This window comes from Phycicoccus jejuensis, from assembly GCF_000720925.1.
In the GTDB taxonomy this organism is placed as follows: domain Bacteria; phylum Actinomycetota; class Actinomycetes; order Actinomycetales; family Dermatophilaceae; genus Phycicoccus; species Phycicoccus jejuensis.
The window spans coordinates 473577-498113 of record NZ_JOEE01000002.1 but is presented as its reverse complement, the minus strand read 5'-3'; the positions used below and the strand labels follow the sequence as shown (position 1 = coordinate 498113).

Annotated in this window: 18 protein-coding genes and 1 pseudogene; 10 read left to right on the top strand and 9 right to left on the bottom strand. The window is 74.2% G+C overall.

Annotated elements, in window-relative coordinates; translation table 11 throughout:
* The 6 genes and pseudogenes from IG69_RS0106280 to IG69_RS0106255 all read right to left on the bottom strand — a co-directional run.
* A pseudogene (locus IG69_RS0106280) lies at positions 1-1332 on the bottom strand (Ig-like domain-containing protein); the annotation flags it as partial.
* Between the two features lie 583 nt (positions 1333-1915).
* Entirely contained in the window at positions 1916-2632 is a 717-nt protein-coding gene (locus IG69_RS0106275) for an FHA domain-containing protein (RefSeq protein WP_030527313.1), read from the bottom strand.
* Between the two features lie 46 nt (positions 2633-2678).
* Positions 2679-4136 (bottom strand): serine/threonine-protein kinase, encoded by a 1458-nt coding sequence (locus IG69_RS0106270; RefSeq protein WP_030527312.1) that lies wholly within the window; start codon positions 4134-4136, stop codon positions 2679-2681.
* Entirely contained in the window at positions 4133-5677 is a 1545-nt protein-coding gene (locus IG69_RS0106265; protein WP_030527311.1) for an FHA domain-containing protein, read from the bottom strand. The genes IG69_RS0106270 and IG69_RS0106265 overlap by 4 nt, the downstream gene beginning before the upstream one ends.
* Before the next feature lie 12 nt (positions 5678-5689).
* Positions 5690-6499 carry a PP2C family protein-serine/threonine phosphatase gene (locus IG69_RS0106260; protein ID WP_030527310.1) on the bottom strand — a complete coding sequence of 270 codons (810 nt, stop codon included), beginning with the start codon at positions 6497-6499 and terminating at the stop codon, positions 5690-5692.
* Positions 6496-6972, bottom strand: coding sequence for a hypothetical protein (locus IG69_RS0106255; protein WP_030527309.1), 477 nt, complete (start codon positions 6970-6972; stop codon positions 6496-6498). The genes IG69_RS0106260 and IG69_RS0106255 overlap by 4 nt, the downstream gene beginning before the upstream one ends.
* Positions 6973-7188: 216 nt before the next feature.
* On the opposite strand from IG69_RS0106255, the gene IG69_RS0106250 reads away from it, so the two are divergent.
* From IG69_RS0106250 to IG69_RS0106240, 3 genes are read left to right on the top strand one after another with little or no spacing between them, the layout of a single operon-like run.
* On the top strand, positions 7189-8910 hold the full coding sequence (locus IG69_RS0106250) for a stealth family protein (protein ID WP_030527308.1): 1722 nt from the start codon (positions 7189-7191) through the stop codon (positions 8908-8910).
* Positions 8911-8945: 35 nt separating this feature from the next.
* Positions 8946-10511 (top strand): stealth family protein, encoded by a 1566-nt coding sequence (locus IG69_RS0106245; RefSeq protein ID WP_211250971.1) that lies wholly within the window; start codon positions 8946-8948, stop codon positions 10509-10511.
* Positions 10508-12526 carry a glycosyltransferase gene (locus IG69_RS0106240; RefSeq protein WP_030527306.1) on the top strand — a complete coding sequence of 673 codons (2019 nt, stop codon included), beginning with the start codon at positions 10508-10510 and terminating at the stop codon, positions 12524-12526. The genes IG69_RS0106245 and IG69_RS0106240 overlap by 4 nt, the downstream gene beginning before the upstream one ends.
* Positions 12527-13029: 503 nt before the next feature.
* Here IG69_RS0106240 and IG69_RS0106235 read toward each other — a convergent pair.
* Positions 13030-14508 carry a CCA tRNA nucleotidyltransferase gene (locus IG69_RS0106235; protein WP_030527305.1) on the bottom strand — a complete coding sequence of 493 codons (1479 nt, stop codon included), beginning with the start codon at positions 14506-14508 and terminating at the stop codon, positions 13030-13032.
* Positions 14509-14624: 116 nt separating this feature from the next.
* On the opposite strand from IG69_RS0106235, the gene IG69_RS0106230 reads away from it, so the two are divergent.
* From IG69_RS0106230 to trxA, 7 genes are all read left to right on the top strand, one after another.
* The gene (locus tag IG69_RS0106230; protein ID WP_030527304.1) at positions 14625-15116 is read left to right on the top strand and encodes an NUDIX hydrolase; all 492 of its coding nucleotides are present in this window, start codon (positions 14625-14627) and stop codon (positions 15114-15116) included.
* The gene (gene murJ, locus IG69_RS0106225) at positions 15113-16771 is read left to right on the top strand and encodes a murein biosynthesis integral membrane protein MurJ (protein ID WP_030527303.1); all 1659 of its coding nucleotides are present in this window, start codon (positions 15113-15115) and stop codon (positions 16769-16771) included. Before IG69_RS0106230 ends, murJ begins: the two co-directional genes overlap by 4 nt.
* 76 nt (positions 16772-16847) lie before the next feature.
* The gene (locus IG69_RS0106220) at positions 16848-18704 is read left to right on the top strand and encodes a protein kinase family protein (RefSeq protein WP_157577381.1); all 1857 of its coding nucleotides are present in this window, start codon (positions 16848-16850) and stop codon (positions 18702-18704) included.
* A 17-nt stretch (positions 18705-18721) separates the two neighbouring features.
* The gene (gene sigM / locus IG69_RS0106215; RefSeq protein WP_030527301.1) at positions 18722-19303 is read left to right on the top strand and encodes an RNA polymerase sigma factor SigM; all 582 of its coding nucleotides are present in this window, start codon (positions 18722-18724) and stop codon (positions 19301-19303) included.
* Positions 19304-19385: 82 nt separating this feature from the next.
* On the top strand, positions 19386-20207 hold the full coding sequence (locus tag IG69_RS20040) for a hypothetical protein (protein ID WP_036829141.1): 822 nt from the start codon (positions 19386-19388) through the stop codon (positions 20205-20207).
* 117 nt (positions 20208-20324) lie between these two features.
* The gene (gene trxB, locus IG69_RS0106205; protein WP_030527300.1) at positions 20325-21263 is read left to right on the top strand and encodes a thioredoxin-disulfide reductase; all 939 of its coding nucleotides are present in this window, start codon (positions 20325-20327) and stop codon (positions 21261-21263) included.
* Between the two features lie 85 nt (positions 21264-21348).
* Positions 21349-21675: a thioredoxin gene (gene trxA / locus IG69_RS0106200; RefSeq protein ID WP_030527299.1), complete on the top strand. Its 327-nt coding sequence runs from the start codon at positions 21349-21351 to the stop codon at positions 21673-21675.
* 93 nt (positions 21676-21768) lie between these two features.
* Here trxA and IG69_RS0106195 read toward each other — a convergent pair whose 3' ends face one another.
* Entirely contained in the window at positions 21769-22809 is a 1041-nt protein-coding gene (locus IG69_RS0106195) for a ParB/RepB/Spo0J family partition protein (protein ID WP_030527298.1), read from the bottom strand.
* Positions 22806-23957, bottom strand: coding sequence for a ParA family protein (locus IG69_RS0106190; RefSeq protein ID WP_281174720.1), 1152 nt, complete (start codon positions 23955-23957; stop codon positions 22806-22808). Before IG69_RS0106190 ends, IG69_RS0106195 begins: the two co-directional genes overlap by 4 nt.
* Positions 23958-24537: the final 580 nt, after the last annotated feature.

Genomic DNA, 24537 nt, shown 5'->3' with positions numbered 1-24537 from the left:
GGGGCGCACCGTCTGGGCGTCGGGGACGGCCTTGGGCGGCTGCTGTGCGGCGGCCTCGTCGACGAGGTTCTCGTCCTTCTTCTGGTTCTTGTCGTCCTGACGCGTCGGCGGCGTCAACGCGTCCCAGTTGTCGATCTTCGTCGGCTTGTCCTCGAGGTCCCAGACCCCGCCGTCGTCGAGCTCGTTGAGCACGACGAGGCCGCGGTTGACCCGGAAGGTGACGCCCTCGCGGATGGGGTCCTCGGAGCCGGTCGGGAGCGTCGCGGTCGGCTCGTCGCCGGTGCGCCCGCAGTTGGCGCCGTAGAAGACCTGCGTCTGCTCGGCCCACGCCGCGTGGACGCAGCCGCCGAGGACGACCGGCCGCGTGACGAGGGTCGCGCCCGGCACGCGGTTGACCCGCTCGCCGATGACGACGCCGCCCGGCGAGAGGCCACCGTCGAGCGGCACCTGGACGGCGCGCTGGGCGGACTCGACGACGACCGTGTCGGCGTCCGGCCCGGGCACCTGGAGCGCCGCGAGCCGGGAGCCGTCGGCGGTGACCTGCGCGTCGACGCCGTCGGGCTCGTCGGCGGTGAAGACGCGGTCGGTCTCGGGGTCGTAGGCGACCCAGTCCGCCCCGACGGCGGTGATGTCGGGGTGCGGGCTGCGCAGCGCCGAGCGCGTGGTCGTCGGCTTCGCGAAGCCGGTGGGGGTCGGGGCGATGGTCGTCACCGTGCCGTCGGCGCCGGAGACCGCGTGGACGACGCCGTCGAGGCCGACCGCGACCGCGGCGCTCCTGCCGACCGTGGCGACGGGCTTGGCGCCCACCGCGACCCCGGGCAGGTCGGTCGTGCCGGTGCGGGTGTCGATGCGCTGCGCATAGAGCTTGCCGCTCGCGGGGTCGAGGAGCGCGAGGGTGCCGCCGCGCAGGTCGACCGGCTGCGGCGTGAAGCGACCGGACCGCTCGTCGACGGCGGGTACGGTGGCGGCCGGGTCGCCGGCGGTCGAGGTGCGCGGGTCGAGGGGGAAGAGCTCGCCGCCGGCGGTCGAGATGCCGAAGACCGCGGCCCCATCTTGGAGCATGTCGAGGCCGCCCCCGGTGCCGCTGTCGGTCGCGACCCCGGTCTCCAGCTGGCCGATCGGGATGTTGGCCTTGGCGAACTTGGCCTGCTGCGCGGAGCTGACCCAGACGCCGGCGTCGTTGAGGTCGGCCTCGTGGACGGTGGTGCCGTCGCTGGCGACCGCGGCGTACCCGAGGCCGGCGGCGACGAGCGCGACGACGACGGTGCCGGCCGTGCGCCGGCGCGCGTGGCTGCGCGCACCGCGGACCCGCGCGGCACCCACCCGTGTCACGTGCGGCTCCTCGTCCTGTGCTGGTCTGCTCCCCCGAGCGGCCCCGTCCACCACCCCGGCTCGTCCAGAGTAACCAGAGAACGCGGGGCGTCAGGCCCGGTCCGGAGGGGAGCACTCCCCGAGTGCTGCCGGGGCATCCGGGCCCGTCGGGCGTCGTCGATACCCCCACGGGTGCCGGGGGGTGACGAGTCCGCAGGTCAGCCGCCCGCGCCGGCCCTGTCGCGCGCTACACCGCAATACGTGTTGCGATCACGGCAGTTACTGCGGTGTAGCCCGGTCCGAGGCGCGGCGACGCGGTCGGATGCCCCTCCGCCCTGTGCCCGCACGTGCGGGGTTGTCGCTGTCCACACCCGACCCGGACCACGAAAAGCCCGCACGTGCGGGGTTGTCGCTGTCCGCACTCGACCCGGAGCACGAAAAGCCCGCACGTGCGGGGTTGTCGCTGTCCGCACCCGACGCGGACCACCAAAAGCCCGCACGTGCGGGCTTCTCGGTGACACAGGGGTTCGTCCGCGAAACCCCGGCTCGGAAGTCTTGTCTCGTCGACATTTCGGGGTGACCCCGAAATGTCGAGGCGCGTGGGTCAGGGGGTGGGGGCGGCGCCGGGCTCGGGGAGGAGGCGCAGGTCGACCTCGGTGACCATCCGGGTCGAGAGGGCGTGCTCGACGAGGCGCGACTTGCGGTTGCTCGCGAGCTTGCCGGGGCCACCGTGGAGGCCACGCGTCCCGGCGTCGGCGAGCTTCTGGCAGACGTTGTCGAGCTTGCGGTTGAACTTCGTCGTCGTCCACCCCAGACGCGCAGCGGCGTCGGCGGACGAGGGGATCTGTCCCCCACCGGCGTACGTCGTGCGCAGGAAGCTCTCGCAGAGCGCGACGACGAGCAGCTTCTGGTCCGGGGTCATGGAGATCCGGCCGACGGTCGTCTGCGCACCGGAGCCCTCCGGCTCGGGCTCCGCCGCGGTCTCGACCGACACGAACGGGGTGTCGTCGACGAGCACGTCGAAGTCGTACGTCGTCGGCCCGGCGGTGAACCACACGGTGAACGCCTCGAGCGCGAGCGGGATGCGCGCGCCGGGGCTCAGCCAGGCCTGGAACAGACCCTTCTTGTCGGCGACCGTCGCGGTGAGCGTGGACCCGACGTTGGTCAGCCACCAGAGCCCGTGCTCGTGGTGCACCTGGAGGAAGACGCGGTGCAGGTACGGGTTGTCGTCGACCTCGACGTCGGCCACCCGGCCGATCGTCATCGGGCGGTCCTCCGGCGCCACGTACAGCTCGCCGCAGTAGTCGACGGTCACCCCCATCGGGTCGTCCTCTCTCGCAGGGAAGTCGGCATCGACAGGCTAGGCGTCACGGCGCGGTCTCGCAGCGCACGGGCGAGAGCGGGGACGTCACGCCGGAGCTCCGCGACACCTGCACCTGGGCGCACACCGTCTGGCCGGAGCCCGCCTTCGCGGTGTAGCGGGGACCGTCCTTGACCGTGATGATCTCGGCATCTGCCACCCCACCCTCGGTGTCCGCCAACCGGATCCGGAAGAAGTCACCACTCTCGGCGCCGACGTAGTTCCACGTGAAGGTGACGCCGGCGCCGGAGCCCCGGGCGTCGATGGCGGGCTGCTCGGGGTAGTCGACCGCCCGGCTCGGGGCGGCGGTGCGCGTCAGGGTCCCGGCGGCGCTCGGGGTCGGCGCGGCCTCCTCGTCACCGCGGCCGAGGGCCCACACGACGACACCGACGGTGACGGCGACGAGCGCCGCCAGCACGCCGAGCACGACGCCGCCGCTGACGGTCGTCGGGGCGTCGTCGTCCTCGTCGTCCTCGGGATGCGCGGCCGTGGGAGCAGGGGCCGCCGGCGCCGGGACGGACACGGCGCGGATGCTCGTGCGGTCGTGGTCGTCGGCGCCGCGCGCGACGGGCGACTCGGCGACCGTCGTGTTGCCCTGCTCGTCGAGGACGACGACCGCGGTCGGCGCCAGCCGCTGCTCGCGCTCGACGGCCTGGAGGCCGCGCGCCAGCTCGATCGCGCTCTGCGGGCGGCCGTCCGGGCTCTTGGCCATCGCGTGCGCGAGCAGCCGCTCGAGCGAGACGGGCACGTCGGCCCGGCCGGTGGCGGGCACCGGCGTCGCACGGATGCGGGGCATCAGCGCGTAGGCGGAGTTGTCGCCGCCCGGCTGCTCGAACGGCGAGCGCCCCACGAGCAGGTGCCACAGGGTGGCGGCGAGCGAGTAGACGTCGCTGCGGGCGTCGCCGTTGGACATCCCGTAGAGCACCTCGGGCGCGGACCACGGGACGGAGACGCCCACGTCCTCGTCGACGTCCTCGGCGTGGACCCCGCGCCCCGCGATGCCGAAGTCGGTGAGCCCGGGCTGCCCGTACTGGCTGACGAGGACGTTGGCCGGCTTGATGTCGCGGTGGACGATGCCCGCCCGGTGCGCGGTCTCGACGGCGCTGGCCAGCTGGATGCCGGTGCGCAGCACCTCCTCGACCGTGAGCCGCTCCGCCTTGGCCCGCTGCGCGAGGTTCGGCGGCGGGTAGTACTTCATGACGAGGTAGGCGCCGCCGTCGGCCGTCTGCTCGGACCGGAAGACCTGGACGATGTACGGGTGGTCGGCGAGCTGGGCCATCGTGTTCGCCTCGTCGACGAACTGCCGCCGGATGCTCGCCGTGAGGCCCTGTCGCTTGAGCACCTTGACCGCGACGTTCATCCGCGGTGACTGCTGCTCGTAGAGGTAGACGTCGGCGTAGCCGCCCGAGCCGAGCGGGCGCACGAAGGTCAGGCCCGGGATGACCGGGGCGTCGGCTGGGGTCATCCCTCGACCTCGTAGGTCAGCGAGACCTCGTCGGCGAGGGTGATGACGGCGCCGGGCTCGATGCCCTGGTCCTCGGTCGGGCGCAGGCGCACCGGCTCCTCGCCGGGCAGCGCGACCGTGGTGCCGTTGGTCGACCCGAGGTCACGGACGAGGACGTGCCAGCCCTCGAGGACGACCTCGGCGTGGTTGCGGCTGATGTCGCGGTCGACGCCGCCGACGCGCACGAGGTGGGGACGCTGCGCCGCCGGGAGCTCCTCGTTGACCCGCGGCGAGCGCCCGAGGAGGACGCCGCGGTCCAGCGGCACCGAGCCGCCGGTCGAGATGCGCAGGACGCCGAGGGTCGGGCGCGGGATGGGGGTCGGCTGCTGCGGCGGGATCTCGCGCCGGCAGGTGCGGCACCGGCCGGCGTGCGGCGGCGAGTGGTGCCCGGCGGGGCAGAGGACGGCGAGGACGACCGGGCGGTCGAGGTCCTCGTCGTGCCGGGGCAGCGCGGCGCGCGCGGTCGTCACCTCCGGGGCGGCGTCCGGGACGGGGGTCGCGGCGACCGGGGCCGGGACCGGCTCGGGGTCGGGGGTCGGTTCGGGCTCGGCGTGGTGCTCGGGCTCCGGCTCGGGCACGACCGTGCGCTCGACCGGCGGGGGCGGCGGCCCGGCGGGCGGCGGCGGGGGGACGGGCGCGGCGGCTGCGGCGGCCTCGGACGGCGCTCCGCCGGGGCGGCGCCACGGCACGGAGTCGATGATCGTCCGGTCCGGCGGCGGGGAGGCGGGCACCCGCTCGGCCGGGGTCTGCCCGGCGGAGTCCTCCGGCGGGGGGAGCGTGAGGTCGGCAGGAGGCACGACGGGCTCGGGCTCGGGCTCGGGCTCGGGCTCGGGCTCGGGACCGGAGGCAGCCTGCGCATCGATCGACACATCCGACGATTCCTGCACGCTCTCGAGCTCAGGCCCGACCTCCGGCTCCGGCTCGGCGTGGTCAGGAATCGACACATCCGACGATTCCTGCACGCCCTCGCGCTCGGGCCCGACCTCCGGCTCCGGCTCGGCGTGGTCAGGAATCGACACATTCGACGATTCCTGCACGTCCTCGGCCTCGGGCTCGACCTCCGCCTCCGGCTCGGGCACCGGGAGGACGGCGGCCGCCGCCGCCGCGCCGGCGCGCAGCCGGGCCGGCCGGCGCCACCCACGGGCGACCTCGGGCTCGGGCAGCACCGCCGAGAGCACGACGTCGGACGCCGGCGCCTCGAGCACGACCTCGCGCCAGGGCAGCCGGTCCTCGGCACCGACGACCGAGCCGTCCGGCAGCGCCGCCGTGGCCACGCCACGCAGGAGCACCCGGACCCCGTCACCGTGCGCGGTGGCCAGCGCGAACGCCGGCATGACGAGCAGCCCGCGCGAGCAGAGCAGGTCGAGCAGCTGGAGCATCCCCTCGGAGGCCGCGTTCTCCAGGGCCTCGCGGTGCCGGTCGGCGACCTCGACGACGGCCACGACGTCGGCCCCCCGCACCTCGACGAAGCCGTCCGGCGCCGAGGTTCGCACGTCGGTCACGGTCGGCTCCTGTCAGGGTCGGTGCAGGCCGGCGCGCGGTGCGGTGTCCGCGTCGTCGTCGTCGTCCTCTCCGGGGTCGACGGCCACGACCACGACGGACACGTTGTCGCGTCCCCCGGCCCGCACGGCGGCACCGACGAGCTCGTCGGCTGCTGTCTGGGGGTCAGCGTACTGGCGCGCCAGCACCATGATGTCCCGGTCGTCGAGCTCGTTGCTCAGCCCGTCGCTGCAGATGACGAACCGCTCCCCCGGCGTCGGCGCCAGCACCCACACGTCCACGCGGGGCGCGGGGTCGGTGCCGAGCGAGCGCGTGATGACGTTGCGCAGCGGGTGCGTCGCGACCTCCGACGGGTCGAGCAGCCCGGCGTCCACGAGCTCGCGCACCTCGGAGTGGTCGCGCGTCACCTGGTGCATCCGGTGGTCGGCGAGCCGGTAGACCCGGGAGTCGCCGACGTTGAAGACGACCCACTGCTCGCGCCCGCCGGTGTCGACGACCACGACGCCGGTCGCGGTCGTGCCCATGCCGCGCTTCGCGGGGTCGGCATCGACGGTGTCGAGGATGCGCCGGTTCGCCTCGCGCAGCGCGGCGCTCACGTCGTCGGCGCTGGTCGGCGGGTGCTCCTCGAGCTCGCCGAGCGTCTCGACGACGATGCGGGAGGCGACCTCGCCGGCGGCGTGGCCACCCATCCCGTCGGCCACGGCGAACACCCGGCTGGCCGCGACGAGGCTGTCCTCGTTGTGCTCGCGCACCCGGCCGACGTCGGTGGCCCGCCCGGAGCGCACGAGCATCGAGCTGCCGCGCAGCACCCGCCCGGCCCTCACGCGTCCACCCCGTCGACGACGACGGACTCGAGGACCTGCTGGAGGAGGTCGTAGTCGTCGTCCAGGCCCTCGCCCGACACCCGGCCGCGCACGTGCACCGCCGAGACGGCGTCGTCGTCGGCACCCACCACGGCCACGAGGTGCACCTCGACGACGGGGCCGTCGGCCTCGTCCCGGGAGACGTTGTGCGCGGTCCACTCGCGGTCGGCGATCTCGACGAGGAACACCTCCTCGACCTCCCCCGATGCGCCGGCGGCCGCCGCGGCGACGGAGGACGCGACCGTCCCGGCGACGGCGTCCGGCGCCTCGACCCGGTGCCGGACCTCGACGACGACCTCGTCACCGGCGCTGCCCCGGCCGACGACGCGGACGAGCGCGTCCCCGGGCGGCGGGCACGACCAGCCGTCGGGGACCTCGAGCCGCAGCGCGGGCGGCGCCGGGCGGACCCGGGAGGGATACGCGACCACGGGCATCAGACGGTTCCCCCTCGGACGGCGGCAGGTGACCGACCGAGCCTAGACCGCGCCGCCGACCCCGACGATGGGGAGCGCTCCCCGGCGGTCGGTCGACGACGAGCTCGCGGCACGCCCCTGACCCGGGCGGTCGCAGGCCAAACAACCGCCTATCATGGGCGCGCGCCGTCGGGGTGACGGCGCAGGTCACCACCCGGGGGAGAGGAGCAGTCCGGCATGCGCCTGGCCCGAGCCGTCCCCGTGCCCGCCCGCGAGTGGGTCCGCGCCCACGTCCCCGACCCGGTCTGGCGCCAGATCCGCGACGTCGCCAACGGGCGCACCCTCCCCCAGCGGGCCGTGCGGGACCTGCGCGAGACCTCCGCCAAGGCCCGCGTCGCCCAGCACCGCCGCGGCTGGAGCGCGGTGACCGTCGCCGGGCAGGTCTACGTCGCCAAGCAGGTCGAGTCCTTCCGCGCCGGCGACGTGCTCGACGCCAACCTCGCGGTCGTCGCCGACGCCCTCGAGGCGGCCGACGTCCCCTACTTCGTCCTCGACGCCGAGCCGGGCACCCGCCGCGTCGTCGTCGTCCGGCAGCCGAACCGGGCGCAGGCCCTCAGGGCGCTCGCGGCCGCGTGCCGCGGTGACGTGGTCTACGTGGGCCGGGTCGGGGGCCAGCAGGTGCGCGGCGTCCGGGTGGTGCGTCCGCAGACCCTCCCGCGCCGGGCCAAGGTCGTGCGGGTCTTCCGGGCCTACGCGAGCCCGGACGGCCGCTTCATCGGCGGTCCGGCGCTCGGCTGCGACCTCGAGTTCTGGCCGGTGGCCTCCTCGGACCGGCCCGCGGCCGAGAACGGCGAGCCGATCCCGGCCGGCACGCTCGTCGCGCCCCGCGTCAACCGCTGGATCGACCTCATCACCCCCGACGAGCAGGAGACGACGCCGCGGCGCATCGGCGACACCGAGCGGCCGACCCTCGCCTCGGTCCGGTACCCCCACGTCCAGTCCGTCCAGTTCCCGGTCGACGTCGTCTACACGTGGGTCGACGGCAGCGACCCGGCCTGGCTGGAGCGCAAGGCCCGCACCCTCGAGCAGCGCGGCGGCGACGCCGGGGAGCTGCACGCCCTGGCCACCAACCCCAGCCGCTTCGTCTCCCGCGACGAGCTGCGCTTCTCGATGCGCTCGCTCGACATGTACGCCGACTGGGTGCGCCACGTCTACCTCGTGACCGACGACCAGGTCCCGGAGTGGCTCGACACCGACAACCCGCGCGTCACCGTCGTGTCGCACCGCGAGCTGTTCGGTGACCGCGGCCGGCTGCCGACGTTCAACTCGCACGCCATCGAGACCCAGCTGCACCACATCGAGGGCCTGAGCGAGCAGTACCTCTACCTCAACGACGACGTGTTCTTCGCGCGCCCGGTCAGCCCCACGCACTTCTTCGTGGCCAACGGGCTGAGCACGTTCCACATGTCGAAGGCGAAGATCGGCCTGGGCCACCCCTCGGCCGAGGACGCGCCGGTGATGAGCGCGGCCAAGCGCAACCGCGACCTGCTCGCCGAGGCGTACGGCGTGACCATCGCGAACAAGTTCTGGCACGTCCCGCACGCGCTGCGCCGCTCGACGATGACCGACCTCGAGCAGCGCTTCTCCGACGAGTTCCGCGCCACCTCCCGCGCGCAGTTCCGCAGCCCGATGGACGTCTCGGTCGCCGCCTCGCTCGGGCACTACTACGGCTACCTCACCGGGCGGGCCGTCCCCGGCCGGCTGCGCTACTTCTACGCCGACATCGCCAAGGACGACACGCCCGCGCGCCTCACCGGGCTGCTCGACGAGCGCAACTTCGACGTCTTCTGCCTCAACGACCACGACTCGAGCCGCCTCGACCCCGCCGCGCAGGCGAAGATCGTCCGCGACTTCCTCCAGGCCTACTTCCCCCTCAAGAGCTCCTTCGAGCGCGACTGAGCCGGGCCCTGCCGCCGCCCCCGCAAGGAGCCCCCATGCCGCCCACCTCCCACCCGGCCTCGACGGTCGTCCACCACGAGATGCAGGACTGGACGGCGCTCGTCGCTCCGGGTCTCTCGCCGCTCGGCGCGCGCCGGCGCAACCTCGTGATGGTGTCCGAGGCGCTCACCGCCGCGGGGGTGCGCCACTTCGCCGTGCGTGGGCTGCACGACCTCGCCAGCGCGGTGGGTGTGGACGACGTCGACCGCGAGCGCGCGCTCGACGCGCTGGCCGGCCTCGCCGCGAGCCCGGTCGCCTACGTCCGTCAGGTCGTCCCGCACGACGTGGGCCAGCACCGCCTGATGGACGGGTCGGACCCCGCCACGTGGCGGCGGCTCGCGGACGCCCGGGTCCTGCGCCTGGCGTGGTTCCAGACCGATGCTGCCGGCGCCACGGTCCTCGGCCCGGACCACGGGTGCGACGTCGAGTTCTGGACCCGGGGCGACCACGGCGACCTCGTCGGGCCGCGCCCGAACCGGGTGAGCCTGCGGCTGGCGGACGCCCCCCTGGTCCCGGTCGACGCCGACGCCTACTCGCGCCTGGCACCGGTGCCCGCGACGTCGGGGTCGCAGGTGCCCACGCACCCGGACATGGCGGTCCGGCTCCCGGAGGACGTCACCTTCCCGATCGACCTCGTCTACACCTGGGTCGACGGCACGGACCCCGCATGGGGCCGACGCCGGGCCGAGACGCTCGGCGAGGCCTACCACGCGGAGTCGTCCTCGTCGGCGCGCTACCTGAGCCGGGACGAGCTGCGGTACTCGCTGCGCTCGGTCGACCAGTACGCACCGTGGGTGCGCAAGATCTTCGTCGTCACCGACGACCAGCGGCCGGCGTGGCTCGTCGACCACCCGCGGGTCGAGGTCGTCGACCACCGCGAGGTCTTCGAGCGGGCGTCGTGGCTGCCGACCTACAACTCGCACGCCATCGAGAGCCAGCTGCACCACATCGAGGGCCTGAGCGAGCACTTCCTCTACCTCAACGACGACATGTTCTTCGGGCGGCCGGTGGTGCCCAACGCGTTCTTCCACGCCAACGGCCTGAGCATGCACTTCCCGTCGATGTCGCGGATCCCCCAGGGCCCGATCACCGGGCTCGACACCCCGGTCGACGCCGCGTGCAAGAACAACCGCGCCCTGCTGGAGCGGGACTTCGGCCCGGTCATCGTCCAGTCGATGCAGCACGTCCCCTACGCCCTGCGCCGCAGCGTGCTGGAGGAGATGCAGGAGCGCTACCCGCAGGCCTACGAGGTGACGGCCGCCAGCCGCTTCCGCAGCCCCTCGGACCACTCGTTCACGTCCTCGTTCCACCAGTACTACTCGTTCCTCACCGGCCGGGGCACCCGCGGCTCGGTCCGCTACGGGTACATCCAGCTGGCGGTGCCCGACCTGTCCGCGCGCCTCCAGCGGCTGCTCGCCCGGCGTGACTGGGACACGTTCTGCCTCAACGACGCCTTCTCGGCCGACGAGGAGCTCGAGGCCCAGACCCGACGCCTGCGGGAGTTCTTCGAGGCCTACTACCCGGCGCCCGCACCGTGGGAGGCAGGGGCGGACGCGTCGTGAGGATCGAGTTCCTCATCCAGAACTACTACGGCGTCGGCGGCACGAACACCGCGGTCCACAACCTCGCCCTGGGGCTCGCGGAGCGGCACGAGGTCGAGGTCGTCTCGGTCGTGCGGCGGCAGGACCACTGCCACCAGGACCCGGCCGGGACGTACACGGTCCGCCCGCTGCTCGACCTGCGCCGGGGCCGACCGGACGCCGCTGACCCGCGACGCACCGAGCGCTCACGGCTCGTGCCCCCGGACGAGGAGTACTACGGCCAGTACAACGCGCTCACCGACGAGCGGATCGTCGAGCACCTCGCGGCCGGCCGCAGCGACGTCGTCATCGGGACTCGGCCCTCGCTCAACCTCCTCATCGCTCGCCATGGCCACCCGCGCGCGCTGCGCATCGCGCAGGAGCACATGACGCACGACCTCATGGCGCCGGGCGTCGTCGACGCCCTGCGCGCCGCCTACCCGGGGCTCAGCGCGTCGGTGACGCTCACCGCGAGCGAGGCGACGTGGCTGCGCGGCCTCGTCCCCGGGCACCGCGTCGAGGCCATCGCGAACGCCGTCCCGGGGGCCGTCGTCGCCCCGTCCACGTGCGAGCAGCCCCTCGTGGTCGCCGCGGGGCGCCTCGACGTCGTCAAGCGATACGACGTCCTCGTGCGCGCCTTCGCGCTCGTCGCAGACGAGCTGCCCGAGTGGACCCTGCGCATCTACGGCGACGGCGAGCGCCGCGACGCGCTGCGGGCGCTCGTCGCCCGGCTCGACCTGCACGACCGGGTCCTGCTCATGGGGCGGGTGGCCCCGCTCGAGGTCGAGTGGGTCAAGGGGTCCATCGCGGCGTCGAGCTCGACGCACGAGTCGTTCGGGATGACCATCGTCGAGGCGATGCGGGCGGGCCTGCCCGTCGTCTCCACCGACGCCCCCTGGGGTCCGCGCGAGCTCGTCGCCGACGGCGAGAACGGCTACCTCGTGCCGGTCGGCGACGTCGAGGCCCTCGCGGACCGGCTACGTGTCCTCATGCGCGACACCGCACTCCGGCAGCGGATGGGCGCGGCCGCCGAGGCCTCCTCGCACCGGTTCCTCACCCCCGCCGTCGTCGACCGGTACGAGGCCCTGTTCGACGAGCTGGCGGCCGACCTCCCGCGTCGCCCCTCGATGCGGTCGGTCCGCTCGGTCCTCGGGCGCCTCGCCCGACGACGCGAAGAGCCGGTCGCCGGCCCCGTCGACGCCTCGCCCCCCAAGGCGAGCGTCGTCGCCGAGCACGGCCGCCTGCGTGTGCACCCCCCGGCCGGCTGGACGCCCGGGTCCACGCTCCTGCTGAGGAGCCGCGTCGACCGGTCGAGGCGGACCTACCCGTTCACCGGCCCGCCGGAGGCCCCCGTCTGCGAGGTGGCCGAGGCACTGCCGGACGGGCGGTGGAACGCGTACCTCGTCGAGGGCAGGGAGGCCGTCCGCCTCGACGCGTTCATCGACGCCCGGGCCCTGCTCGCCCCGCCGCAGGAGCGGGGGCCCCTGAGCGTGCTGCTGCCGTACCGCACGGCCGACGGCTTCCTCGCCGTGCGGTCGTGGACCCGCGAGTCGCACGTCGAGTGCACCGGGACGCGGTTCGAGGGCTCCGTCCTCGTCCTCGACCTCGAGCCGCACGGTCGGGCGTGGGACGAGGACCCCGGGGTCACGCTCCGCGCCGTGCGCCGGGGTGCCGTCGAGGTCGCCGTGGAGGTCCCGCTCGAGGCGAGCGGACCCGCCGGCTTCACGGGCCGGCTGCCGCTGCGCGACCTGGTCGACGCCCGCCTCACCCGGCACGACGACTGGGACCTGTGGGTGGTCCGGCGCTCCGGCGCCCAGGTGCGGGTCGCCCGCTTCCTCGACGACGTCGCCGAGCGCAAGGCCGTCTACCGCCACCCCCGGCTCACCTTCCACCCCGACGAGGGCTCGGCCCTGGTCGAGACGCACCCCGCGTCGAGGGTGGCGGTGCAGGTGTACTGGACGGTCGACAGCGAGGTGTCGGTCTTCGTCGCCGAGTAGGCCCCGAGGAACCTGCCGGGCGCCCGGCTCAGACCGCCGCGGACGCGGGCGTCGGCCCCGGGAGCCAGGCGTCGGCCTCCCCGGTGCCCGGGTCCGTGGTCGTCGGCTCCGGCGTGCTCGGCGGCGGGGTGGTCGGGGTCGGGTCCGCGCTCGGCGTCGCCCCGCCGGTGGGGGTCGTGTCGACGTTCGACGGCTCCGGCTGCGGAGCGACCGGCCCGGTCCCACCGCCGGTGCCCGTGCCGCCCGTGGTGCCGCTGCCCGCGGGGGTACCGGCCTGCGTGGTCTGCGAGGGCTGCGGGGCGTCCGGCGTGGCGGCCTTCTTGCCGTGTGGTCGGAGGGTTCGAGCCCAGGCACGACGCCCCGGTGGTCCTGACCGAGCAGGGCGGCCATCACGGCGACCCCTCTCGGCGTCACCGTTGGCCGTCTGGTCCCCCAGCACCGCGACGGGCCCCATCGCACTGAGTGCGGCGGCTCCCGGCCTCCCGGGCGATGTACCCCGAACCTCAGCCGTCACTCGCGGCCCGCGACTCCGGCTGCTCCGCCCACCACGCGAGCAGCCGCTCGCGGGCGACCTCCGGGCCGACCGGCCCCTCGTCGAGCCGCAGCGCGAGGAGGAACTGGTAGGCCCGCCCGAGCACCGGCCCGGGTCGGATGCCGAGGGCCTGCGCGATCTCGTGGCCGTCGAGCTCGGGCCGGACGGCCTTGAGCTCCTCCTCCTCCAGCAGGCGGGCGATGCGCTCCTCGAGCTCGTCGTAGGCCCGCGACAGGCGCCGCGCCTTCTTGACGTTGCGCGTCGTGCAGTCCGCGCGGGTCAGGCGGTGCAGCCGGGGCAGGAGGTCACCGGAGTCGGTGACGTAGCGGCGCACCGCCGAGTCGGTCCAGGCGCCGTCGCCGTAGCCGTGGAAGCGCAGGTGCAGCTCGACCAGCCGGGCCACGGCCTTGGTCGTCTCCTTGTCGAAGCGCAGCGCCCGCATCCGCTTCGCGCTGAGCTTGGCACCGACGACCTCGTGGTGGTGGAAGGACACCCCGCCGCCATCCTCGAAGCGCCGGGTCGCGGGCTTGCCGATGTCGTGCAGGAGCGCGGCCAGGCGCAGGACGAGGTCCGGCCCCGGCACCGACTCCGGCGGCCCGTCGGCCGGCCCCTCGAGGTCGATGGCCTGCTCGAGGACGGTCATCGAGTGCTCGTAGACGTCCTTGTGCCGGTGGTGCTCGTCGACCTCGAGCTGCAGGGCGGGGAGCTCGGGCAGGACGATCGCCGCGATGCCGCTCCGGACGAGGAGCTCGAGGCCCGCGCGGGGGTGGGCCCCCATGAGCAGCTTGACGAGCTCGTCGCGCACCCGCTCCGCCGACACGATGTCGATGGAGGAGGCCATGTCGCGCATGGCCGTCAGCACCTCCGGCGCCGGGACGAAGCCCAGCTGCGACACGAACCGGGCGGCGCGCATCATCCGCAGCGGGTCGTCGCCGAACGAGACCTCCGGGGTGGTCGGGGTGCGCAGCACGCGGGCCTGGAGGTCCTCGAGGCCACCGTGGGGGTCGACGAAGGCGAGGTCCGGGAGCCGCAGCGCCATCGCGTTGCACGCGAAGTCACGGCGCACGAGGTCGTCCTCGAGGGTGTCACCGAAGGCCACGACCGGCTTGCGGGTGACGCCGTCGTAGGCGTCGGCCCGGTAGGTCGTCACCTCGACGACGACGTCGCCGCGGCGGGCGCCGATCGTCCCGAAGGCGCGGCCCATGTCCCACGTCGCGCTGCCCCAGGCCGCGAGGATCGCCTCGGTGTCGTCCGGGCGGGCCGAGGTCGTCAGGTCGAGGTCGTTCGAGGTCCGGCCGAGGAAGGCGTCGCGGACCGGGCCGCCGACGAGCGCGAGGTCGTGCCCGGCCGCGGCGAAGCGCTGCCCGAGGTCGGTGAGCACGGGCAGCGCGGGGGCGAGGTGGGCGACGGCCTCGCGGAGCAGCGCGGCCGGGGGCTGACGGTCGGACACGAGGGTCAAGCCTAGGGGCGCGCCGCCGCCGCCCCGTCCGGAGGACCCTCGGCGGGCACCGCACCGGGGGCCCCGACGACCCGGCCGGGAGGTGCCCCAGTGGTTACAGTGACCAGATGAGCCACGCAGCAGCCGACCCCGCCGGGTCACCGCCGCGCCGGCTCCCGGCGGTCGAGGAGCGCAGCGCGGGCGGCGTCGTCGTCGACGTCCACGAGGGCCGCGCCCGGATCGCCGTCATCGCCCGCCGCAACCGGGCCGGCCGGGTCGAGTGGTGCCTCCCCAAGGGCCACATCGAGGGCCAGGAGACGCTGCCCGAGACCGCCGTGCGCGAGGTCGAGGAGGAGACCGGCATCGAGGGCCGCGTCCTCATCGAGCTCGGCATCATCGACTACTGGTTCGCGGCCGGCGACCGGCGCATCCACAAGTACGTGCACCACTACCTCCTCGAGGCGACCGGCGGCTACCTCACCATCGAGAAGGACCCCGACCACGAGGCCATCGACGTCGCGTGGCTGCCCCTCGAGGACGCCCACCGGCACCTGACCTTCCCCAACGAGCGACGGATCGCCCGGCTCGCGTGGCAGCGCCTCGCCGGGGACGCCGGGTGAGCACGACGAACGCGACGGCCCCCAGCGTGGGCCGCTCCGGAGCCGTCATGGCCGCAGGCACCTTGGCCAGCCGCCTGGCGGGGATGCTCCGCGCTCTCCTGCTCACCTCGGTCATCGGCAGCACCGGGCTCGCGGCCGAGGCCTTCACCGTCGCCAACACGCTGCCCAACAGCCTCTACCTGCTGCTCGCCGGCGGGACGCTCAACGCCGTCCTCGTGCCGCAGATCATCCGGGCGCGCACCCGGCCCGACGCCGGCGAGGACTTCGTCAACCGGCTCATCACGGCCGCCATCGCCCTCTTCGTCGTCGCGACGGTCGTCCTCACGCTCGCCTCGCCGCTGCTCGTGCGCCTGTACTTCAACACCAACGACGCGCAGGCCCTCCAGCTCGGCACCGTCTTCGCCTTCGTCTGCGTGCCGCAGATCCTCTTCTACGGGCTCTACACGATCTTCGGCCAGGTGCTCAACGCCAACGGCCGCTTCGCCGCCTTCACCTGGGCGCCGCTCGTCGCCAACGTCGTCGCCATCGCCGGTCTCGGCTGGTTCGTCGTCGCGGGCCTGCCCGTGCGCGCCGAGCCGGGCGCCTGGACCCCCCAGATGGTCGCGATCCTCGCCGGCACCTCGACCCTGTCGATCGTCCTCCAGGCCGCCGCCCTCGTGCCCCCGCTGCGGCGGATGGGCTTCCGCTACCGCCCGCGCTGGGGGTTCAAGGGGCACGGCTTCGAGGGCGTCTCGGACGTCGCCAAGTGGAGCTTCGGCTCGATCGTCGTCGTCCAGCTCGGGTTCTGGGTCACGACGCAGGTCCTCACCGACGCCGCGAGCAAGGGCAAGGCGCTCGGCCTGCCCGCGGCCGGCATCGCGGCCTTCAGCCCGGCCCAGCTGCTCATGATGCTGCCGCACGGCATCGTCACCGTCAGCCTCGTCACGGCGCTCTACACGCAGCTGTCGGAGGCCGCGAGCCGCGGCGACCACGAGACCGTCATGCGCCACCACGAGCAGGGCCTGCGGATGCCCGCGCCGCTGCTGCTGCCGGTCGTCGCCCTCGTGCTCGCGACCGTGCCCGTCGTCACGGCCACCCTGTTCTTCCGCAACCCGCTCTCCGACACGCAGGCGATCGCCGCGGTGCTCGTCGGCCTCTTCGGCGGCATCCTCCCGCTCGGCTGGGTCTACCTCAACGACCGCGTCTTCTACGCGCAGCAGCAGACCTTCTGGTCCTTCCGCACGCAGTGCGTCGTCACGGGCATCTCGATGGCCGTCGCCTGGTTCGCCTCGACCCTGGCCCCGCAGCGCACCGCCACCGTCCTCGCCTTCGGGCAGACCAGCGCCTACGTCGTCGGCGCCGTCGTCGGATGGCTCGTCCTGCGCCGGCAGCACGGGCGCATCGGGCTGCGCGGCGCCGCCCGCGTCTACGTCCGGGTCGGTGTCCCCGCGGTCGTCACCGCCGCGCTGCTCGGCCTCGCGATCCACGCGCTCTTCCCGGACTTCGGCACCGAGCGCGGTCTGCACACCTTCCTCCTCGGCGCGCTCGTGCTCGGTGTCGCGGGCGTCGTCGAGCTCGCCGTCACGTGGGGGGTCGCGCACGCGCTCGGGGTCGAGGAGGTCGGGCGCCTGCTCGCGCCCGTCGCGCGCCGCCTGCCTGGCCTGCGCCGTCGCTGAGGCGACCCCCTACGATGGACGGACCCCGCCGCACGCCGCGGCGGGCCGCCGTGACCGACGACGGAAGGAGCCCGCGGTGAGGGGTGTGGGACCCGGCACCGTGCTCGGGGGCAGGTACACGGCGCAGCAGAGGGTCGCGCAGGACCGCGGCACCGAGCGCTGGCTCGCCGACGACACCACGCTCGGGCGACGGGTGTCCGTGCTCGTCGTCCCGGCCGACGACCACCGCGCCGCCGCCTTCCTCGACGCCGCGCGCCGCGCCGGCTCCGTCACGCACCCGGTCCTCCTGCGCGTCCTCGACGTCGGTCGCGACGACGAGGTCGCGTGGCTCGTCGAGGAGGAGCTCCCCGAGGCCCGCACCCTCGCCGAGCTCGTCTCCGACGGCGGGGTCCCCGGCGACGAGGTCCGCCGCATCACCGGCGAGGTCGCCGCCGCGCTCGAGTCGGCCCGCGGCCGCGGGATGCACCACCTCGACCTCACCCCGGACGACGTCCTGCGCACCAGCGACGGCGAGGTGCGCCTGCGCGGCCTCGAGGTCGCCGGGGTGCGCGCCGGCGAGGACGGCCTGGAGCCGGACGACGCCGCCCGCCGCGACGCCGTCGGGGTCGTCGCCCTGGCCTACGCCGGGCTGACCGGCCTGTGGCCCCTCGGAGCCGGTGCCTCCGGCCTCGCCGCTGCCCCCCGCGTGCCCGGCGGGGTCGCCTCACCGTCCGAGATCGCGGCCGGTGTGCCGCGCGACCTCGACGCCCTCTGCCGCCTCACCCTCTCCGACGACCAGGGCCCGACCTCCCCCGGCGACTACGCGTCGCAGGTCGCGCCGTGGCCCTCGCGCCAGGTCGTCGGCCGTCCTGTCGTGCCCGTGCCCGCACCGGTGCTGCCGGAGCCGGTCGGCGTCGAGGAGCCGGTCGAGGACGAGCCCGCGTCCACCGAGGCCCCGGAGGCCGACGAGTCCGACCCCGAGACCGCCGACCCGGCGCGGGACGTCGACGACACCGAGGTGACCCGGGTCGTCGAGCGGCCGACGCCCCCCGCGTGGGCCGTCGACGAGACCGCGGACCGCGAGCCGGCCGACGGCTCCCCCGAGGACGCCCGCTCCGACGACGACGCACCGGGCCGCGCGGCCGCGTCCGGCGCCGCCGTGACCGCCGCGATGACCTCGGTCGGGACGAGCGTGAGCTCCTTCGCCCGCCGCGCCGTCGACAAGGTCACCGAGCTCTCGCCGGACACCCGGCGCGACCCCGACGCCGACGACGACCTGCTCTCCCCGCTCGTGCCGGCCGAGCCGCTGACCCGTGACCAGTCGAAGCTGGCCATCGGCATCATCATCACCTTCCTCGTCGTGGCCCTCGTCATCGGCATCGCGGGCATCCGCCGGATCGGCGCCAACACCAACCTCGGCCTCGACGGGCCGATCGCGACGAGCCCGACCGGCGGCGCCTCGCGCAGCCCGTCGGCGAGCGCGTCGAGCGACGAGGGGGACGGCGCGGACAGCGGCGAGCCCGAGCCGCTCGCCATCCTCAAGGTCGAGGCCTACGACCCCGAGGGCGACGGCTCCGAGAACGACAACCTCACCCCGAAGACCTACGACGGCGACACCTCGACCGGGTGGTTCTCCGAGAACTACCGGACCGACGCCTTCGGTGGGCTCAAGAAGGGGCTCGGCCTCGTCGTCGACCTCGGGCCGAACAAGAAGCCGCAGAACGTCGAGCTCGTCGTCCCGCAGGACGTCGACCTCGAGGTGTACGTCGGGCCGGACGCCACCCGCGACGGCGCGACGAAGATCGGTGAGAAGACCGACGCCAAGGGCACCCTGGAGTTCCCCGTCCCCGAGAAGGTCAGCGGGCAGTACATCATCGTCTGGTACACCGGCCTCCACGCGGACCCCGACGGCAAGCGTCGGGCGTGGCTCGACGAGGTCGTCGTCACCGGGTGACGGGTCCGCGCGTGAACGTGCCGGAGCCGGCCGACCCCGACGACGCCACCCTGCTGGCGCGGCACGTCGCGGGGGACGCCGAGGCGTTCGGCGAGCTGTTCCGCCGGCACCGGGACCGGATGTACGCCGTCGCGCTGCGCACCACCGGGCAGCGCGAGCTCGCGGCCGACGCGGTGCAGGAGGCCTTCATCTCGGCCTTCCGCCGCGCCGACGCCTACCGGGGCGACGCCGCCGTCACGACGTGGCTGCACCGCATCGTCGTCAACGCCTGCCTCGACCGGCTCCGCCGCGAGAAGGTGTCCGTCCGGCGCGCCGGTGACCTCGGCGAGCTCGACCTGCCCGACCGGCACGACCACCACGCCTCGACGGAGACCGCGCTCGTCGTCCGGGAGGCCCTCGCGCGCCTGCCCGAGGGGCAGCGCAGCGCCCTCGTCCTCGTCGACATGCACGGGATGCCGGTGGCCGAGGCCGCCGTGGTCCTCGGGGTCGCGGAGGGCACCGTCAAGTCACGGTGCTTCCGGGGGCGCGAGGCCCTCGCCGCGATGCTGCGTCCCTCCGCAGGAAGCTCGGACGCGACGGAACCGCAGGGGGCCACGTGACGTCACAGCCCTGGCCCGCATCCTGCGCGCCGTCCCCCCGCCCCACCTGCCGCGTCCCGGACGCCACCGACCGGAGGAGCTCGTGAGCCACCCCCACGACGAGACCGACCCGGTCGAGCACGACCCCACGGGGATGCGCGCCCTCCTCGGCTCGCTCCCCGAGCCCGGTCCGATGCCCGCCGACCTCGTGGCCCGCATCGAGGCCGCCCTCGCGGCGGAGGCGCGGGCCCTCCAGGACCCGGCCGCCGGACCCGAGCGCCGCCCGGCCGCGCCGGACGACGTCGTCGTCCCGTTGCGCCGGCGCTCCCGCTGGCAGCTCGTCGCTGTCGCCGCGTCCGTCCTCGCCGTCCTCGGGCTCGGTGGGGTGGTCCTGCAGACGATGGGAGACGGCGGCGTCACCGCGAGCCTCGGCCTCGCCGGGGGGTCCTCCGACAGCGCCGGCTCCGGCGCCGCGCCGCAGACGTCCCCCGAGGACGGGTCCGCCCTCCTCGCCGACGACGACGACCTGGGTGTCGTCGTCCTCGAGAGCGGGCGCAGCTACGCGAGCGCCGACCTGTCCATTCAGGTCGTGCGCGGCCTGCCGTGGGACCGGACCGGACGCGACGCCACCGACGCGCCGACCGCGTCCCCGACCGCCAAGGCGCAGGTCGAGGCCCAGGACGGCGGCGGCCCGACCGCGTCGCTCGGGGTGCTCGCCACCGCGGCCGGGGCGCGGGCCTGCGCCGAGGGGCTCGACGTCCCCGACGCCGACACCGTCGTCGTCGATCTCGCGACCGTCGACGGGATGCCGGCCGCGGTGCTCGTCGCGACGGCCGAGTCGGGGCGTCGCACGGTCTGGGCGGTCCAGCGGGACTGCACCCGGGCCGCCGCCCACGTCCTCACCGGTCCGCTCGTCGTCGGCTGACGCTCCGCGCGCGGCCGTCCGGCGGGGCGCGGGCGTGTCGGGAACAGCGCGGCCCTAGGATCGGTTCAACGAATCGCACCGCATGTTGCGGTGTCCACCCGCTCGCACCACAAGGGGATGTGTCCCGTGACCTCGGACGTCCGCAACGTCATCATCATCGGCTCCGGCCCGGCCGGCTGGACCGCCGCCGTGTACGCGGCCCGCGCCAACCTCCAGCCGCTCGTCATCGAGGGCTCGGTCACCGCCGGCGGCGCGCTGATGAACACGACCGAGGTCGAGAACTTCCCCGGCTTCCGTGACGGCATCATGGGCCCGGACCTCATGGAGAACATGCGTGCCCAGGCCGAGCGCTTCGGGGCCGAGATCATCACCGACGACGTCGAGCACGTCGAGCTCGAGGGTGACGTCAAGCTCGTCCGCGACGGCATGGGCAACGAGTACCGCGCCAGGGCCGTCATCCTCGCGATGGGCTCGGCCTACCGCGAGCTCGGCCTGCCCGACGAGAAGCGCCTCTCCGGCCACGGCGTCTCGTGGTGCGCCACCTGCGACGGGTTCTTCTTCCGCGACCAGGACATCGTCGTCGTCGGCGGTGGCGACTCGGCGATGGAGGAGGCGACCTTCCTCACGAAGTTCGCCCGGTCCGTCACCGTGGTCGTGCGCCGTGACGAGCTGCGCGCCAGCCGCATCATGGCCGAGCGCGCGACCGCCAACGAGAAGATCCACTTCGCCTGGAACAGCGCCGTCGACGCCATCCACGGCGAGTCCAAGGTCTCCGGTGTCACCCTGCGCGACACCGTGACCGGCGAGACCCGCGAGCTGGCCGCCACCGGGCTCTTCGTCGCGATCGGGCACGACCCGCGCAACGAGCTCGTCAAGGGCCTGGTCGACCTCGACGCCGAGGGCTACGTCCTCACCGAGGGCCGCACCTCCAAGACCAACGTCCCGGGCGTCTTCGCCTGCGGCGACCTCGTCGACCACACCTACCGCCAGGCCATCACCGCCGCCGGCTCCGGCTGCGCCGCAGCCCTCGACGCCGAGCGGTTCCTCGCCCACTGATCCGTCGGGTGTCGGACCCCACCGGCATCCTCGAGTCACCACCTCGTCCCGCAGACCCCACCCGCACCACCCGGAAGGAACTCCCATGGGAGCCGTGAGCAGCACCACCGACGCCACCTTCGAGGCCGACGTCCTCAAGAACGACAAGCCCGTCCTCGTCGACTTCTGGGCCGAGTGGTGCGGTCCGTGCCGCGCCGTCGCCCCGGTCCTCGAGGAGATCGCGCGCGACCACGGCGACAAGGTCGCCGTCGTCAAGCTCAACACCGACGAGAACCCCGGCATCACGGGCCAGCTCGGCATCACGAGCATCCCGACGATGCACGTCTACCAGGGTGGCGAGATCGTCAAGACGATCATCGGCGCCCGCCCGAAGCCCGTCCTGCTCCGCGAGCTGGAGCAGTTCCTCGGCTGACGCGCCCAGACGCACGGAGCGGCCCCGGACCATCAGGTCCGGGGCCGCTTCGTCGTTCTCAGCAGCGTTCTGGCAGAACCAGATTCGCCGGGGTCAGGCCGGGATCTCGCCGCGCAGGCGCATCAGCTCGAGGATGCGGTTGAGGTCGTCGACCGACGCGAACTCGACCGTGAGCCGGCCCTTCTTCTGCCCGAGGGCGATGCGCACCCGGGTGTCGAGGCGGTCGGAGAGGTCGGCGGCCAGGTCGTCGAGCTGCGGACGCCGGGAGCCGGCCCGCGGCGCGCTGCGCCGGGTCGGGGCCTCACCCTCGCCGAGCGCGACGAGCTCCTCGACCGTGCGGACCGACAGGCCCTCGGCGACGATGCGCTGGGCGAGCCGCTCCATGGCGGCGGCGTCGGGGAGGCCGAGCAGGGCCCGAGCGTGGCCGGCGCTCAGCACCCCGGCCGCCACCCGGCGGGCGACGAGCGGGGGCAGGCGCAGGAGGCGCAGCGTGTTGCTGATCTGCGGCCGCGAGCGGCCGATCCGGGTGGCGAGCTCCTCCTGCGTGCAGCCGAAGTCGTCGAGCAGCTGCTGGTAGGCGGCGGCCTCCTCGAGCGCGTTGAGCTGGCTGCGGTGGAGGTTCTCCAGGAGCGCGTCGCGCAGGAGGTCGTCCTCGTCGGTGCTTCGCACGATCGCCGGGACGACGTCCTTGCCGGCCTCGCGCGAGGCGCGCCAGCGCCGCTCGCCCATGATGAGCTCGAAGCGGACCTCGTCGTCGGGCCCGGCGTCCGGCACGGGGCGGACGACGACGGGCTGGAGGACACCGATCTCGGTGATCGAGTGGACCAGCTCGGCGAGCTCGTCCTCGTCGAACACGGTGCGCGGCTGCCGCGGGTTGGGCCGGATGGCGTCGAGCGGGATCTCCGCGAAGCGGGCGCCGGGCACGGGGGCCAGGCCGTCGGCCTCGGCGGCGGGGGCCACCGCGTCGTCCGGGGTGGAGGGCGTCGGCGTCGGGCCCGTCGCCTCCGGCCGCTCGTCGGTGGTCACGCCACCGTCGCGGTCCTTGAATAACACGTCGACCGGGCGGTCCGTGGCCGGCTGCGCGGGGATGAGGGCGCCCAGGCCTCGCCCGAGGGCGCGACGCTTCTCGCTCATGCGGATTCCTCCGTCGTCGGGGCGGCGGCGCCACGCTCGGCAAGCTCGACGGCCGCCTCGAGGTAGGACAGCGCACCACTGCTGTTGGGGTCGTAGGTGATGACGGTCTGGCCGTGGCTCGGCGCCTCGCTGATCCGGACCGACCGGGGCACGGTGGCCCGCAGGGTCTGCTCACCGAAGTGGGCCCGGACCTCGTCCGCGACCTGCGCCGACAGCCGGGTCCGCCCGTCGTACATCGTGAGGAGGATCGTCGACACGTGCAGCGCCGGGTTGAGGTGGTTGCGGATCAGCTCGATGTTCTTCAGCAGCTGGCTCAGCCCTTCGAGCGCGTAGTACTCGCACTGGATCGGGATGAACACCTCGTTGGCGGCGACGAACGCGTTGACCGTCAGCAGGCCGAGGCTCGGCGGGCAGTCGATGAGCACGTAGTCGAGGCGGTCCCCCGCGGCCTCACGCTCCTCGACGTGGGCGGCGACCGCCTTCTGCAGGCGAGTCTCGCGCGCGACGAGCGAGACGAGCTCGATCTCGGCCCCCGCGAGGTCGATCGTCGCCGGCGCACAGGTCAGCCCCTCGATGTCCGGGCACCGCTGCACCACCCCGCTGATGGGTGCGCCGTCGACCAGGACGTCGTAGATGCTCGGCACCTCGGAGTGGTGGTCGATCCCCAGCGCCGTGCTGGCGTTGCCCTGGGGGTCGAGGTCGATGACGAGGACCGTGCTGCCCGCCTGTGCGAGGGCTGCGGCGATGTTGACGGTCGTCGTCGTCTTGCCCACCCCGCCCTTCTGGTTGGCCACGGTCAGGACACGCGTCTGCGCCGGGCGCGGCACCGGGCGGCCACTGAGGGTCACCCGCTTGCGCTCGTCCGCGGCGACGGCCTGGGCGAGCGGCGTGTTGCCGTCGGCTTCCGGGATGGATGCGGCGATGGCGGCTCGCTCCTCGTGGTCGGGTCTGGCGGGTTCCGCGTCGACGACCTGTCCGGTCGGTTCGACGGGGTCCGTGGAACTGGACGCCTGCTCCTCCGGCGGCTGCGGCGTTTCACGTGAAACGGCGGGCCACCCGACGCCGACGGGCGACGTGACATCCCCGAGGGGGAAGCCAAGTCCGTCGACGACGCGGGATGCGTCCGTGGGGTTGAGCACAGAGCTCACCGGTACCTCCTGCGACATGTTCAGCCCCCATCCAACCCCACGGGGGGTCGACACGCCAAAGCGAGCAGAGGCTGTGGACGACCCGGTGGACAACCACTCATGCGAGGGGTCGTTCGCGTGGCTCACGCCCCCGAAAACCCTGTCGTGGCGCGGGCTTGCGGTCGTTCTCGTCCGCAGGAGCGGTGGCCGGCCGCGGTGGAAAACCTGTGGACAGCGTGCCTGCTCCAGAGGTGTCGCGCCGGTGGGCTCCTCCGTCCGATGGCTCATGGGGCCGGCGGGCGTCGACCACGTCGCTGGCGACGCCGCGTGATGTGCGCTTGCGTCGACTGCGCCCCCACCGGGTCGTCGTCGAGGCCCGGCTCACTCGACCTCCTCAGCCCGGACGTCGTTCCGTGTTTCACGTGAAACAGCGGAGCACACATAGACGTCTCCGTGCCCCGACTCGGGGCAGGCTCTCCTGTCATGCACGGGGAGTCGACGAACGCCTTCGCGTCGTGAGCCCGCGTGCCGTCTGCGATCGGCCTGATGGGCTGTTACACGTGAAACGTGAGCAGTGACCCGCCCGGGGTCCCTTCGGTCT

Bases quoted from the DNA above. Each gene is read 5' to 3' on its own strand.
- IG69_RS0106275 (WP_030527313.1), bottom strand. From the start codon at position 2,632: ATGGGGGTGACCGTCGACTACTGCGGCGAGCTGTACGTGGCGCCGGAG.
- IG69_RS0106270 (WP_030527312.1), bottom strand. From the start codon at position 4,136: ATGACCCCAGCCGACGCCCCGGTCATCCCGGGCCTGACCTTCGTGCGC.
- IG69_RS0106255 (WP_030527309.1), bottom strand. From the start codon at position 6,972: ATGCCCGTGGTCGCGTATCCCTCCCGGGTCCGCCCGGCGCCGCCCGCG.
- IG69_RS0106250 (WP_030527308.1), top strand. From the start codon at position 7,189: ATGCGCCTGGCCCGAGCCGTCCCCGTGCCCGCCCGCGAGTGGGTCCGC.
- IG69_RS0106245 (WP_211250971.1), top strand. From the start codon at position 8,946: ATGCCGCCCACCTCCCACCCGGCCTCGACGGTCGTCCACCACGAGATG.
- IG69_RS0106230 (WP_030527304.1), top strand. From the start codon at position 14,625: ATGAGCCACGCAGCAGCCGACCCCGCCGGGTCACCGCCGCGCCGGCTC.
- trxB (WP_030527300.1), top strand. From the start codon at position 20,325: ATGTGTCCCGTGACCTCGGACGTCCGCAACGTCATCATCATCGGCTCC.
- trxA (WP_030527299.1), top strand. From the start codon at position 21,349: ATGGGAGCCGTGAGCAGCACCACCGACGCCACCTTCGAGGCCGACGTC.
- IG69_RS0106195 (WP_030527298.1), bottom strand. From the start codon at position 22,809: ATGAGCGAGAAGCGTCGCGCCCTCGGGCGAGGCCTGGGCGCCCTCATC.